Below are 15,367 nucleotides of genomic sequence, written 5' to 3' on the forward strand. Positions count from 1 at the left end.
AGAAAGAACTAGAGCATATCGGATTTTCTCTTGTGTATTCTGCTTCTCGATTAAATCCTTTAATAAATTTAATTTCTTTTCTGAAAATCCGATATGCTCTAGTTCTTTCTTTTCCTTATTAATTATAAATTCTTTTTCTTTCATTAGAGTTATTTTTCTTTCTTTGATATTAGAAAATTCTTTCTCTAGTTCAATTATATTTTGCTTGATTTCGCTTAATACAAATGAATCCTTTGAAATTTTATCTTTTTCTTTTAAAGTTGAATTTAAACTAGATCTAGACTTCTCTTGTTCTTCATCTAATTTTAATATTAATGAATCCTCTAATTTCCATGTTTTTTCAAGCGAAATACGATCAATTCTTTCAAGTAATCTTCCCTCTTGATTTAAAATTGCAAATGCCTCTAGATGATCGACAGTCTCTTTGAGATTATCTATACGCTCTTTTTGAGATGATATTCTTGATTTTTTCTGTTTTAAATCCTCATCTATTGTTTTAATTTGATTCTCAAGATCCCGATTCAACTGATGAATATGATTTTGAACTAATTTATGTTGATCTCTCTGGTGCTTGAGAGTCTTTATATTATCCTCAATGTCTTGAAATTCTAGTAATTGTTTTTCTAATTCATGATAGTTTTTTTCTACCTTTTTAAAATTCATTAATTTTTTTTCAGCCTTATCTCTCTCAATATGTACTCTTTCTATTTCGTTTTGGGCTTCATTTTTTCTTTCGATTGCTATTTGATATTTTTCATTCTTCTTTTTCATATCTTCTTCTTCTAACTCAAGCTCATTAAGAATATTAATAGCATCTTTGATTTTTTTTTCAAGTTCTTTCCGTTGAGGACCAATATCCTGAAGCTGTTTCTTAATTTCACCATAACGAGAAAATTCTTCTTCTTTAGACTGAAGGATACCTTCTAAATGCCTTTTCTCTTGAATAACTAAATTTAACTCTTGATTCGATAATTCTACAGCTTTTTCAAATATATTAAGGCGAAATAAATTTTGTAAAGTTTTCATTCGATTTGCTGGTGATTTAGAACCCAGAGATTTCATTTCTTCTTGTCTAATAATTGTAGAATTAATGAAAGCTTGATAGTTCATTCCTAGAATTGTAGAACAAAGTTTTTCATTAAGTTCAATAATTGTTCCTGGATATCTCTTTTTGTTGATCCACAATTGTAAATAGCTTTTACCTCTATTATCTCTTCCTCGTTCTACTTGGATTAAGTTATGTCCTGTTCGAAATTCACATCTAACTCTCCCTCCTTTTTTGCATATATCTTCAATTTTAGTAGCTGGGATGTCTAATCGTGAACTTCTTCCGTATAAAGCGAACGTTAATGCGTCCAATATTGTTGTTTTTCCCGTTCCAGTTGACCCTGTGACCACAACATATGGAGTATTAAAATTAAAAGTGGCAGTTTTTTTATAATTCATAAATTTTTTTAATTTTAAGGAAAGAAGTTCAAATCCTTCTCCAGGACGTACTTGAGTTGTCAATTAGTTTCCTCCACCTTTGATAGAGCTTCTTCCAATATCTTGAGACCTTTCTCGCGTAAATCTTTGAAATAGGGATATTTTTCATATTTCTCAGCGATATAATCTAGAAATAATGCTCTAGGTTCTAGGATAAATTCTGAAAGAATAACTGGATATTGATACTCTTCTTGAGTATGCCAATATATCTCATAATGGAAGGTTTTTTCTTGGATTTTTTCTTTAATTTCCTTTAATCGAACCTTTTTTTGAAGGTGAGACGAAATAACTATCTCTAGGCGAAAGATACTTTCATTAAGCTCTGTTTTTTCTAAAAATTTTGCTATAATATATTTTGTAGGATCTTTTTCGTTTATAGGAACCTCTACTACTAGTTTTAACAGTTTCCTAGCATTATTAGGAATGAAATTCAAAGATGTAGTTAGAGTGTCGAATATGTAAAACCCTTTATCTTCTCCTATTTCACCATAATCAACTCTTTCGAGTGATCCTGGAATGAGAACTTTTCCATCATAGAGGACTTGATGTGTATGGATATGGCCAAAGACTACAAGATCTACCTTATTTAGAGGAATAATTTCTTTATTAAACTGAAATTCATGTGGTAATAAATCTGGATAGGGAATAATTCCAATTTTAGAACCCTGAAAATAAGAATGGCCCACAATGATCTTAATTCTAGTCTCTAGTTTGTCTGCTTGATGATCGATCCATTCACTGAATAATATCTGACTCTGTATCAACTGGTCTTCTTTCGGAATTTCCTCTCCCAATTCTTTTTCTACATAATCAATAGCCTGTGTTGCAGTCATATATGGTAGAAGAATAAATCCTATCTCTTCACTATTACTTTTTATTTTTATTTTATGAACTTGAGGAATCCGCACCGTGATCCAATTTGGAATAAGGGTTAGCTCGCCAAATGGTGTTCCTTTCTCAAGAATTTGTGGTGTATCATGATTTCCCCCAATAACAATGACAGGAATATCACTTTGGATTAAAGGTTGCCAAATTAGTTCTCGAACTATACGAAGTAGAGTTGGACCAATCGATACACGATCAAATAGATCCCCACATATAACAAAAATATCAATTCCATTATCAATTGCATAAATTACAACACGTTTAAGAGCTATCACAAAATCCATTGTACGTTGACTGATTCCTGTCCTTAAATCGATATGATAAGGATATCTAATGCCTAAATGGACATCAGAAACAAAAAGAATTTTTGCCATAGAGTTTCCTCTTATTCATGGTTTAAAGATGTTATCCATATCCTCATCTGACTTTTTTGCTAAGCTTTCTCGTAATCGGCTACCAGCATATTTTATATTCCATTTTTTAGTCATCGTCTGTTCATTATAGAGCAATATATCCATTGCTGTTGGTGCTTTTATTGCATCTCCAAACATCAATACAGTTCTAGGTGGCATTGCTTTTACAATCGCTCTCCATGAGGTAGGATCAACTGGTCCTGAAAGTGCTCCTATAATATCTTTTGGGTCAGTAAGAGAAAGGATAAATCGATTTGCCAATTGTGACAAAATTTCAGAATCAATCCTTGAGGGTCTTTGATCAACCATAGCTAGCACTAATTTGAATTTTCTCATTTCTCTTGCTAACCGATCAAAAATAGTTTCTTTTGCTACTGATGGGTCTAAAAATTTATGGGCTTCTTCTAATAATACAACTAAGTGCGGATATTCAGTCATATCCTTCATTTCACTATAAGAACGATATAATCGTCTTGAAAGGATATTAGCAACAAAAACATAAGCAAAAAAGTCTGCTCCATATTTACCAAAGTCAATGACTATACTCTGTCCTTTTTTGAGATATAATAAGACATTATTCAAAGTTCCTTTTCCTGGTTCTACTACAAAATCAAGTCTTTCGAGTCTGGAAATACGTCTACCTAATGCATTGAGAGTATTACGTGTTGTTCTGGGTGCCAAGGTGTCTGAATTCTGATCAACAGCCATTTTAATAGCTTCTATTAAAGTTAGGTCTCCCTTATTTCTCTCAATTTCATATATTGCATCAATCATTCCTGGGGATAAATCCTGAAATGCAACAATAAGATCTTGGGGTGTTATTTCATTTTCTCCAATAAACAACTCTTCATCAAGTTGTTTGCTTGTAGAGGGGTCTAGTCCTAACAAAGTAACTTTATTTTCAAAAAAGAATTTAAGTCCAGGGGAAGAATCGGCGCGAGAACGCCATCCATATTCTGATTGCATATCGAATACAAAAATTTGTGCTAGATTAAGATTTAATATATTACCAAGAATTATTTTATTCAAAAAGGTTTTTCCAGAGTGAGTTCTACCAAATATTCCAAAAGGAACTTCTATGAGCTTTTTAAAATCAATTGGAATCTCAAATCCTTCTACACCACGTAAGGTACCAATTGTTTCAGATTGTTCTTCTTTTTCTGCTTGATAAACTAATTCTACATCTTCTTTGTTGGCTAACCTTCCTGGAGAGAAATATGGGGGAAGAGTCTCGAATTGGGATGTTTTTTTATTTAATTTATCGACCATTTGAACACACTGAAGCTCTGCTATACTATAAAATACTCTTCCTCTAGCAGTATCAATACTGGTCATTGGAATTGTATTTCTAAGTTTATCTGCGTTTGCAAGCATAGTAACAGCATTACTAGTTGGGAAAAGAATATCGGAAATAATACAGAAGAAATCATACTTTTGACCCTCAACAATGACTGGAAAACCAATTTTTACTTCCTCACTTTCAGTTTTTAGTTTTAATTCGATTGAGGTACTAACAGCCCCAGAAATTACTTCTCCTAATGCATCTGAAGACTTTTCTTCATTTTCTGATCTTTCTATCATTGATATTTTCTCCTTTCTAAATTATCGTGTGATTTCATCCAGATGACGATGGAATGGATCCAACTCCATCCTTTCATTTGTTATTAGATGTTTAAGAATAATATCTTCATTTATGCCAAGTTTTAGTCCTTCTTCTATAAGTTCATGATTGTACATGTCTGGAATTCGTCTTAATAGAACCGCTATATTATGTGCATCTACCAAGGGGAAAGGATAGCCTGGAATAGTGGCAACTTTTGAATAATAAGCTAGGTGAGATAAAATTTTACTTATATTATTTGACTCAAGAACATCTATATCAACACGAAAGTTCTTAACAGGTTTTTCATGAAGTTTCACTAAAAATGTTTTTCCAACAGTTGGAAATTTGGGATCTTGAACTGGAACAGGTGGTATTTCAACAAAACTCATTGATTTAAAATTTTTAGTTCGAGTATGAAAAACAGCTTCATCTGTGATATCCTGTTTAAACCTACGTGTAATATTACGCTTCGATATTCCTACTAGGGTATTATTATTCTGTTTACAAACTTCTCTCAAACTATACATTATTCCTTCAAACTGTTTAATGGGAACATAAGTAAGAGCTCCATCAATCACAATTAAGGAATCAACATTTTTTTTCACGACATCGAATGCTGTTTCAAATTCCCTCAAGGATCTAATAAGCGAAAGTATATTTTGAGGTTTTGGAGGTCGTCCTGATCTACCTACTAATAAACTTTTAATATCTGTAAATAAATTTTTTAAATCAGGATCATAATTATAAATATCCAAATTATCTGGAGAAATTAGAACAGCAGAATCAAGACATTCTTGATTCAATAGTTGTAAGGGTTGATCAAGGGTATCTTGATACTTATACTTTACAGCTACGGTTCTAATAATTGCAATTCGTATATTTAAGTCATGATCAATCCAAATCCATCTATTAGATCCATCAATTGCAACCATGGAAGGTGGAGGATCCATGTAATCAAATTCTTGGGGTTCTGGATATGTAGATTTCTCAATTTTGAAATTAGATCTTTTTTGAACCTTTTGAATCTGATTGAGATATTGTTCAAATGTTTTTTTCACTTAAATCTACTCCTAACCCAATAAATAGCGACAAATAACAATCTCACCTGAAACTTAAGGATTTATTTAGAGAATAAAAACTATGAGCTTTTAATCTTTAAGTAAGACGATTCTAAAAATAAAAAAACGATTTTGATTGAAAAACGTAAAGAAGAATTCTCTAATTGGAGGATCATATTTTCTTATCATTTGTGATAAATAATAATTGAATAAAATAAATCAGTTAGAATCTATTGAGATAAATATATCAATTAAGATCATATCTCTAGTTAATACGATTTTTCTTCTCTTTTCAACTCAATTTAATAATTATTCGTTTATTATTTCTATATCTCTTTAGTATTTCAGTTGCTTCTTGTGATCCAGAGCACAATCATTTTATTGATGTCTAGAAAATCTAGTCTTAGATCATGATGGATATAGATAACTTAAGGAATTGCCTAAAAAAAGATTTTTTACAGGGTAAAATTCCCTTTGCGATTGATAAAGAGGATTATAAACGTTTTTCACAGGAATATACGGTTTTTTCTCGGGTTGCATTTGATGAAAATTTTCGAATGTTTCATAGAGGGATAAATGAGAAAGCAATCCAGCGAGTAGGGACTAAAGGATATAGCCGAATAGGTTATGCAGCACAAACAGCTTCTTGGACCATATATGATCATTTTCATGGTGCATTTGATTGGACTGGTGTTGAAAAATCAAGTACCCCAAGTCCAACTCAATTAGTTTCTAGTCTTCCTAAAATGAAAAATATTGATAGAAAAATAAATACAAAAGCGATTAAACGGGTAGCACAGATATATGGAGCATGTGGAGTAGGTATCACTGAAATAGATCCAGAATTTATATTTATATACTCTCATGATTCCCAGGGAACTCCTATCCAGTTACCTGAAGGAGTCAATCGTGCTATTGTAATGTTAATAGAAATGGATTATGAAGCAATTGGATCATCACCCACTTTGCCTGCTAGTATTACAACAGGAAATGGATATTCACGGATGGCATTTTTAATTGCTTGTATGGCGCAATTTTTACGTGATCTTGGGTATAAAGCCATTCCTTCAGGTAATGATACAGCGTTATCTGTTCCGTTAGCAGTTCAAGCTGGTTTAGGTCAATTTGGGAGGAATGGGTTATTAATAACCCCAAAATTTGGACAGAGAGTTCGGATTTGTAAAGTTTTTACAGATTTTCCTTTGGACCTCGATAGTCCCATTAATATGGGAGTATCTAATTTTTGTAGAGTCTGCAAGAAATGTGCTAAATTTTGTCCGTCTCAAAGTATTCCATATGACCGAAATCCTACTTGGGAAAGTCCTTGGAAAATACCTTCAAATAATTCAGGGGGTACTTATAAATGGTATGTGAATGCAGAATCTTGTTATGAATACTGGGTAAAGAACACGTCTGATTGTTCAAATTGTATACGTGTTTGTCCTTTTACAAAACCCTCTGGGTTTGCACATGATCTTGCCAGGTTTATTATTAAAAATTTTCAATTCTTGGATCCTGTTATGGTTTTGATGGATGATCTAATGTCTAAATTTCCAATGTGGCGTTATGGTAAGAAAAAAAATCCAGAAAATTTTTGGAATTCAAAAATGTATTTAGGTAAGAAAATGTCTTAAAATGATCAAACAGACTTTAAAGATCAATTACAAATGAATATCTTCTTAAGAAATATTTTTTGGATAGCTATTATAGAGTGTGTTAGATAAGGAATGATTCATAGAAGAGATGATCGTCGAAAAGGAATAACAGAAGGAGTAGTTATATCGATTTTTGAAGATCAAGGGCCAGTAAATCTTTATAATTCTTCATCTTTAACAGATGATGAAGCATTTAATATGGCTTTAAGATCCTTAACTGTTATTGGTTCAGATATTCCACTAGAATATGGAGAAATACGAAGTTATGGTCCTATACCGACCCCGCGTCCTGGTTTCTTTAGTTTAGGATTCATTTTTTCACTTAAGGCAGTAGATTCAATAGATTCACGTATTCAGCGATTTGGAAGGCTAATTGTGTTTTGGGTAATAACTCGAACTGACACCTCAATTCAATATATTGGAGTAATTAAAAGAATTATTCAACGCGTTATAAGAACAAATCGAATTATTACTGATGAAGACATCCGCAATGAAAGTATTTGGTATAAAATTGACGAACAATTGAGTAATATAGATACAGGAATAGAGCGATATTATATTGATAATGATGGATTTATGCAATCTTTCCTTGATTTGACAATGGTTCCCTTAAATGCTCCAATAATTCTAGTTGATCACTCTGCAAAACAAATAACAGTTCTCTTACGTGAAAAAGTTACTCCAGGAGCTAAAAATAAAGCTCTCAATGTTATAAATGATTATAAACGAGATCTACATAAAGGTAGCTTATTTAAAACTGAAATCATCTCAGATTCAATATTAATTCAAACTATTTTATCTAAACAAGGGCTTGCTACTGAATCCCTAGCTTCCCAAACAGTGCGTTATCATCTTTCACAGGAAGTAAATTTTGGAGAACTTAATGATTTTTTTGAAAATTTCCAAGCTCCTAAGCGTCAAAAACTCATCTCTCAGATTATTGAGGGTGTTAATGCCAAAGAACAGATCAATTTAAATCAAATTGCATTTTCTACTGGTTATCCTTATAATTTCATTTTGGATTTTGTTAAGAATGCTATAAACGCAGGGATTATACGGGATTACAAGCTAGATGAGGGGATTATGCATCCTACTCTTTAAGTATAGCGCGAATCTGAGTTGAGAAAATGAATGTACTGTTTGATGTACGCCTTTCAAATGAAATGCAAGGTGTCTATAAAAGAAATCTTCCTCCAGAGTTTCATCTTTATTTTCGCTATGAATTGGATGAACCAACTCTAGAAGAAATTCTTCCAGATTTAAACATTTTAGTTGCTTACAAAATTAATAGAGAGACCTTAGAAAAAGCTAAAAAGCTTTCTCATATTCAAGTACCTTGGACTGGAGTTGAATCTTTAGATTTTAACCTTTTAAAAGAATTTCCTAATATTACAGTATCGAATTCTCATTCTAATTCTCTAGCAATTGCAGAACATGCGGTGGCTCTATTCCTAGCAGCTGCTAAACGAATCGTATATTCTGATAGAAAAATGCGGATTGGAGATTGGGGTTCCCGCTATGATGAGAGTGATGGAGTTTGGATTAATCAAAAAATCCTTGGAGTCATTGGTTATGGATCTATTGGAAAACGTGTTGCAAGAATAATGAAACGAGGATTTAATTGTACCATTTATGCAATTAAACGGAGTTTAGAAGAGAATTCTGATCCAGAGGAACTTTGTGACTTTCTTGGTACCATTAATGATCTTTCTAAACTCCTTCGTGAATCAGATTTGATTTTAGTTTCATTGCCCCTAACAAATGAGACTCGAGGTCTATTAGGAGAAAAAGAGCTGAAATTAATAAAAAAAACTGGGATCTTAGTGAATATCTCCCGTGGACCTATAATTGATGAGAAAGCACTTTTCATGCTATTAAAACAAAAAAGTTTTGTTGCAGGAATAGATACGTGGTATAATTATCCTCACTCAAGAGATAGAATAACTGGAATATTTCAAAACTTTGCGTTCCAGGATCTTGATAATATTCTTATGACTCCACATGCTGCTTTCAAGGTTTCAGAAAGAGAAATTATTTTTTCTGAAGATATTATAAAAAATCTTTTAAGGATTCATCAAGGATTAGAACCCCTAAATCAACTTGATTTGGATCTAGGATATTAGATTAATCCTCTAACTCCTGACAAGAATATAAATGTACTGTCTCCCCGAATAATTCGTATATGTTTAGTTCCTATGATACTTCTCCTGATGCACAAATTCTTCAATAGGTCTTCTTCCTGGCCCTGAAGGTGTTTTATCAGATTTTCCAATCGGAATAATTGCAAGAGGCCGAACGTTTGAGGGTAATTCAAGGGTTTCTATTACATCTGATTCACGAAAGGCACCTACCCAAACACTTCCATAACCCATGGCAGTTGCAGTAAGAAGAATATTTTGTGTAGCAGCAGCAGCATCCTGAATAGCGTATAAAGTTGATCCCCTTTCTCCATATCGAGCACTTGAACGTTTAAGATCTGCACAAACGATCAAAACTAGTGGAGCTTCTTGGATAAACTTTTGGTCTAATGCATTCGCTACGAGCTTTTCTTTTTGCTTTTGTGACTGTACGATAATTATCTCAACAGGTTGACGATTTCCTGCAGAAGGGGCCCATTGTGCTGCTTCTAAAAGTTTTTCTACATCCTCTTTTGGTATTTCATCGTTTTTAAAATGTCTAATTGACCTTCGATTTTTAATTAAGGCTAGAATATCCATTTTTCTCGACCTATGTTAAAAAATTTACTCACATGAAGGTATTTAAATCAATAAACTCTTCTGCTAATTTTTGAAGAATATTTATTTTCTCGGTTTCATCTTTGGTGAATAAAATTTCCATGTCATCTATCTGTTTAGCAGTAGCAAATGTATCTTTAGTAACTAGTAAAATAGGTATATTTTTAGAATCAGCTTTGGAATGAATGACTGGATCCTCAGGGAGTAAATTATTAGTAAGCACTATTCCTGCAGTATCAGATTCTAAAGCTGCTAAAATCATATCAACTCGATCTCCAGGAGTAATTATTAGCTTATTCTCTAAATTCCAAAGAGGTTTGGTTACAACTTGGGCTGCACTCATTGCACCAACAAAGATATGATGAACAACATTTTGTAATCCGCCTTCTCCAGCTATTACTTTTGCGAATAATGTTTGATAAAGATAATCAATTGTAAAATGGGTCATTTTTTCGTTATAAGGTATAATTCCTAAAACATTTACACCTAATTCTTTAAATTTATCCATGTGAACATCTTTAAATTCACTTATATCCTTGACCTTATTAATAATAACTCCAAGAAGTAGAGAATCATCAGCTATGATACACTGTCTCAGAAACATTATTTCATCTATGATTAAGTCATCTTGTCCACTTAGAACTAATAATAATTTTGAATTAGTGTTTTCTGCTACTGTGAGAGGGTCTAAATATACTGATTTTCCATAAACAAGATCCCTTCCTCCTTCAATAAAGAGAATATCTTTTTCTTGACTTGTAAGGATACAAATTTCTTCTAACTTTTCTCTTGTGGAATGTTCGTCGTACATAAATCGTAGTTTGCTATGCGCAAAACCTATTGAGATATTTTCTGGATTTTCCTGCAAATTTAGAATATTAGAGACCAAAGCAGCATCATAATCCCATAAACGTTTTTTTTGGTATAATAACCGATCACCAAATGGTTTCATATATCCAATATTCTTTTTTCCAGATAAAGCTTTGGCTAAGCCAATAATCATGCTAGTTTTACCAGCTTCTGCATGTGTGGAAGCTACAACTATTCGTTTCATTTATTTTACCTCAGAGGATTGGGATTTTAATAGAATACGGGTGTCTATGGCAAGAACACCTTTATTTTGTGCAAATGCTAAGACAGGATTGATTTCAATATCAGAAATGTCAGAACATAATTGAATGATCTTCGCTAATCTTAGAATTACTTCTACACAACCATCAATGTCCTTGGGATCCTCACCTCTTACCCCAAGAAGAAGAGGATAGGATCGAATTTGTTTAATCATATTAGATGCCTCAGAACGCGTTAAGGGAACAGCACGAAATGCGACGTCCTTTAAAACCTCAACATAAATACCACCAAGGCCAAACATCACAGTAGGACCAAAAGTATTGTCAACTCGTGCACCAATAATTGTTTCAACAGCATCTTTCTTTTTGATCATTTTTACAATTTCCACTCCCGTAATTTTTGCATCAGGTTTAAATTTGTACGCAGAATTAAAAATTGCTTCATAAGCATCTATAAGTTCATTTCGATTTTCTAAATTTAAAGCTACTCCTCCAGCGTCTGATTTGTGAATAATATCCTTTGAAACAATTTTTAATACAACAGGATAGCCTATAACTTCCTCTGCATAATAAATAGTTTCTTTTAGATCTTTACACACAAAACTCTTTGGGATTGGTATCCCTGCAGCTTCCATTACGCGCATTGCTTCGGGAACCAATAAGAAATGTCGATTATCTTTTCGAACTTCATCAATAACAACTTGAATTTCTTCAATATCAATTATTGGCTCCTTATGACCAATATCATGATCTTCAGCATAGATCACATTTCTATAATGCTTGTAATACGCTCCTAGACAACTTACTGCTTCATAAACATCTGAATAAATTGGGACCCCTTTTCCTTTTAAAGTAAATAATCCAGTTTCAAAGTCTGCTCCCCCAAAAAAGGAAAATACTAAAGGTTTTTTAGGAAATATATTAAGATATTTATTTTGTACAACCGTATTTAACTCGCTTGCATTAAAAATTCCAGTTTCACACCCTAAACAAATAATAGAATGAATATCAGGGCTATCAATAGCTGCTTGAATAGCTTTTTCATAAAAATCGCTTGATGCTTGACCTGTGATGTCAACTGGATTTTTTGTTGATCCAAAAGAGGGAGTTACGGGATCAAATATTGTTTTTAGTACCTCTCGATTATCATAAAGGGAAACATTATATGATTCACAGGCATCTGTTGCAAGAACACCGATTCCACCACCATTCGTTACAATAACTGCATTTTCTCCTTTAGGTAATTCTTTCTGAACAGCTATAAACTTCGCCCAGTTTAATGCCTCTTGAACACTTAATGCTCTCAAACCTCCTACTTGTCTACTTATCACATCCTCAAAAACGTTATCAGCACCAGCTAAAGAGCCAGTATGAGATGCAGCAGCCATAGCTCCACGCTTAGATCTTCCTGATTTTATTATTATAACTGGTTTTCTTCTAGTTACGTTTCTAAGGACTTTAACTAATTTTTCTCCTTCCTTCAATCCTTCAATATATAGAACTATTACTTTTGTCTCTTCATCTTCCACTAAATATTCAATCAAATCCGCTTCATCTAGATCAGATTTATTACCCACTGAAACAATAGCTGAAAGACCAATTCCTTCTGTATCAGTTTTTCCTATCATGGCTATTCCTAAGGCTCCACTTTGAGTAACAATCGCAACCGATCCTTGCTCAATATATTTGTTACCAAAAGTTGCGTTAATAGGGCATTTTGCTGAAAAAATTCCAAAAATATTAGGACCTAACACACGCATACCATGTTGATGAGCATAGTTTACTATTTCTTCTTCTTCCTTGAGCTTTCCTATTTCTGAAAAGCCAGAAGTAATAATTGAAAGGAATTTAGTATTTTTTACTGCACATGATTGAATTCCTTCGAGTACATAATCTGCAGGAATACAAATTGTAGCAAGATCAATATTGTCATCAACATCTTCAATTGATTTGAAGACCTTTAAGCCTAGTAATTCTCCTCCTTTTGGATTTATAGGATATATATTTCCTTTATATCCAGAAGCTATGATATTATCGACAACTTTGAAACCAATTTTGCTTGAATTATTAGATGCACCAATAATTGCAACAGAACGGGGTTTAAATAAATATTCCAGTGATGAGAACGCTTTTTTTTCAGTCACAGTGCTTTTTCTCCAAAGCTTCCTGCTTTCTAAATCAACATGGTTCATAGTCAAAAGTATAGAGTGAATTTTTAATAAAAGCTTGAATTAAAGATTTTTTAGCAATATTTTTATTTTTATTGGGTGAGCTTTACTTATCAAAATCTCATTTTTAACTCATAAACCCCCTCTAGGATCCTTTTTTCTAGATCAGGAAATTTTTTCTCAAATAAATTAAGCATCCCTTTGTTTTCGAGAAGCACCTCGGCAGTAAAACCTAATAAACCAGTCGTTTTTGCTAAATATGTCAAATAGTTTAAAAGTTCGGTTCCTACTCCCATATTTTGGTATTGATCTTCTACAACAAATGCAGCTTCTGCTGTATGTGAAAATTCATCAATCCCATATTGTGCTACTCCGATTATCTCTTCTCTAGCCTCTGATTGTTTGATCAAAGCCACAATTACCAATTCTTTACTAAAATCAATAATACAAAATTCTTGAAGACGCTGATGCGGCATGTCTTTTCGAACTGACATAAAACGACGGTATAAAGACTGATCTGATAAGTCATAAAAAAATTCTTTTAGTAAAGGTTCATCGCTAATTTTAACTGGTCTTAAGAGTATTTCAAGACCTTTCCTAGTAGTTCGCCAGTTTTCTAAATGCTCTGGATATTCACCCTTCTTACCTGGAATAAATGCTTGATCGTGATAGATCAAATTATGTTCCTTAGCTATTTTAATTAACCAAGGTCGATGCCGGGGGTGTGCAATACTTATAAGCTGCATTGCTCGTTCGCGAATATTTTTTCCATGGAGATAGGCAATTCCATTTTCAGTCACAACATAATGAATATCACCACGATTTAAGGTGACACCTGCTCCTTCAGTTAAAAATGGAACAATTCTAGATACTGTACCATTTTCTGCAGTGGATTGTAATATTAAAATGCTTTTACCACCTTTAGCAAGGACTGAACCTCGCATAAAATCTGCTTGTCCCCCGATACCAGAATAAAAAGTTTTACCTATCGATTCAGCAGAAGCTTGGCCTGTGAGATCAATTTGTAGAGCGCTATTAATTGCAGTCATATTATCATGTCGTGCAATAACCAAAGGATTATTCGTATAGTCAATTACCTTGAACTCAATAGAAGGATTATCATTAATAAACTCATACGTCTCCTTACTTCCCATACAAAAAGAAGCAACTGCTTTTCCCCTATTTATTGTCTTTTTACTGTTATCGATTACTCCTAATCTCATCAACTTTACTAATCCATCACTTACAAGTTCAGTATGAACTCCCAGATTTTTTTTACCGGTTAGATTGGCCATTACTGCGTCAGGGATAGAACCATACCCAACTTGAATCGTGTCTCCATCCTGAATTAATCTAGAAACATAGTTTCCAATTTTTGATGCGGTCTGTGTGTAAGATTCTTCATTAATTGGTATTTTGGAATATTCTAAAAGAGGTTCATCATAATGAATTAGAAAATCAATATCCTCAATATGAATAAATCCATCTCCATGGACACGAGGAACGTTGGAGTTTATTTGAGCTATAACTAAACTAGCTTTTTCCACAGCTGCCATAACAATATCAACTGAGACCCCAATATTAACATATCCATGAATATCTGGAGGTGATACTTGAATTAAAGCAACGTCAATAGGAACAAGACCTTGATAAAATACTCGGGGAGTATTAGAAAGGAATATAGGAGTATAATCAGCCAATCCCGTATTTACTGCTTGACGGGTTGGGTCAGCTATAAAAAAAGAATTATGCCTGAATTGCATTTGGTATCGTTCATTAGCATATGGTGCAACACCTAGATTCCACCACGAAAGAACTTCAGCATCGACGAATGCTTTCGGATGGCCTTCAATATACTGTATAAGTGCTGAAATTAAATATTGAGGTTCTGCACATCCAGTATGAACGAATATTCGGTCTCCTCGGTGGATATTTTGAAAAATTTTATTTTGATGAGCGAATTTTTGGGGATATCTCTTTTTAATTTCGTCACAATTCGAACAAACACATTCTTCCATTAAATACTACCTCTATAATCGAAAATATCCTGAATTCAACACACAATTTGGGTAATGCGATAAGGATCATCTATCATTCATTGCAATTAATTTCTGTTTTAAGTTTATCAATGACTTGAGAATCCAATTCTTGATTTTATAAAGGTTTTAAACAAAATATCAAATGGATCTAACTTTTTTTACGCTTTCATTCTACTTTTGTAGCAATTTTAAATACTAACTCTAAAAAAGTGATGAGGAAATCATTAATTAGATTTAGGAAAGAAAATCAGATTTG

Annotated in this window: 11 protein-coding genes; 3 read left to right on the forward strand and 8 right to left on the reverse strand. The window is 32.9% G+C overall.

The genetic code is table 11. The features are described 5' to 3' along the window. From ACWVCY_RS11460 to ACWVCY_RS11475, 4 genes are all read right to left on the reverse strand, one after another. On the reverse strand, positions 1-1,509 hold a 1,509-nt coding region (locus tag ACWVCY_RS11460), incomplete at its 3' end, for a hypothetical protein (protein WP_455142962.1). Beyond that, complete coding sequence (locus tag ACWVCY_RS11465) at positions 1,506-2,744, reverse strand: metallophosphoesterase family protein (protein WP_455142963.1); 1,239 nt, start codon at positions 2,742-2,744, stop codon at positions 1,506-1,508. The genes ACWVCY_RS11460 and ACWVCY_RS11465, both read right to left, overlap by 4 nt. 15 nt (positions 2,745-2,759) lie before the next feature. After that, the gene (locus tag ACWVCY_RS11470) at positions 2,760-4,364 is read right to left on the reverse strand and encodes an ATP-binding protein (RefSeq protein WP_455142964.1); all 1,605 of its coding nucleotides are present in this window, start codon (positions 4,362-4,364) and stop codon (positions 2,760-2,762) included. 21 nt (positions 4,365-4,385) lie between these two features. After that, entirely contained in the window at positions 4,386-5,444 is a 1,059-nt protein-coding gene (locus tag ACWVCY_RS11475) for a DNA double-strand break repair nuclease NurA (RefSeq protein ID WP_455142965.1), read from the reverse strand. 410 nt (positions 5,445-5,854) lie between these two features. Here ACWVCY_RS11475 and ACWVCY_RS11480 point away from each other — a divergent pair, with 410 nt between their 5' ends. From ACWVCY_RS11480 to ACWVCY_RS11490, 3 genes are all read left to right on the forward strand, one after another. After that, positions 5,855-7,078 (forward strand): reductive dehalogenase, encoded by a 1,224-nt coding sequence (locus tag ACWVCY_RS11480; protein WP_455142966.1) that lies wholly within the window; start codon positions 5,855-5,857, stop codon positions 7,076-7,078. Between the two features lie 93 nt (positions 7,079-7,171). After that, positions 7,172-8,200 (forward strand): hypothetical protein, encoded by a 1,029-nt coding sequence (locus ACWVCY_RS11485; protein ID WP_455142967.1) that lies wholly within the window; start codon positions 7,172-7,174, stop codon positions 8,198-8,200. 26 nt (positions 8,201-8,226) lie between these two features. Next, on the forward strand, positions 8,227-9,222 hold the full coding sequence (locus tag ACWVCY_RS11490; RefSeq protein WP_455142968.1) for a 2-hydroxyacid dehydrogenase: 996 nt from the start codon (positions 8,227-8,229) through the stop codon (positions 9,220-9,222). Between the two features lie 63 nt (positions 9,223-9,285). Here the strand turns inward: ACWVCY_RS11490 and ACWVCY_RS11495 are convergent, their stop codons facing one another. The 4 genes from ACWVCY_RS11495 to ACWVCY_RS11510 form a co-directional block, all read right to left on the reverse strand. Next, positions 9,286-9,816, reverse strand: a complete 531-nt coding sequence (locus ACWVCY_RS11495) for a nitroreductase family protein (protein WP_455142969.1) — start codon at positions 9,814-9,816, stop codon at positions 9,286-9,288. Between the two features lie 28 nt (positions 9,817-9,844). Beyond that, positions 9,845-10,888 (reverse strand): DRTGG domain-containing protein, encoded by a 1,044-nt coding sequence (locus ACWVCY_RS11500; RefSeq protein WP_455142970.1) that lies wholly within the window; start codon positions 10,886-10,888, stop codon positions 9,845-9,847. Next, positions 10,889-13,048 carry an acetate--CoA ligase family protein gene (locus ACWVCY_RS11505; RefSeq protein ID WP_455142971.1) on the reverse strand — a complete coding sequence of 720 codons (2,160 nt, stop codon included), beginning with the start codon at positions 13,046-13,048 and terminating at the stop codon, positions 10,889-10,891. It lies immediately after the preceding gene. Between the two features lie 137 nt (positions 13,049-13,185). Then, the gene (locus tag ACWVCY_RS11510) at positions 13,186-15,090 is read right to left on the reverse strand and encodes a GNAT family N-acetyltransferase (RefSeq protein WP_455142972.1); all 1,905 of its coding nucleotides are present in this window, start codon (positions 15,088-15,090) and stop codon (positions 13,186-13,188) included. Between the last annotated feature and the right edge of the window lie 277 nt (positions 15,091-15,367).

The organism is Candidatus Hodarchaeum mangrovi, from assembly GCF_975850365.1.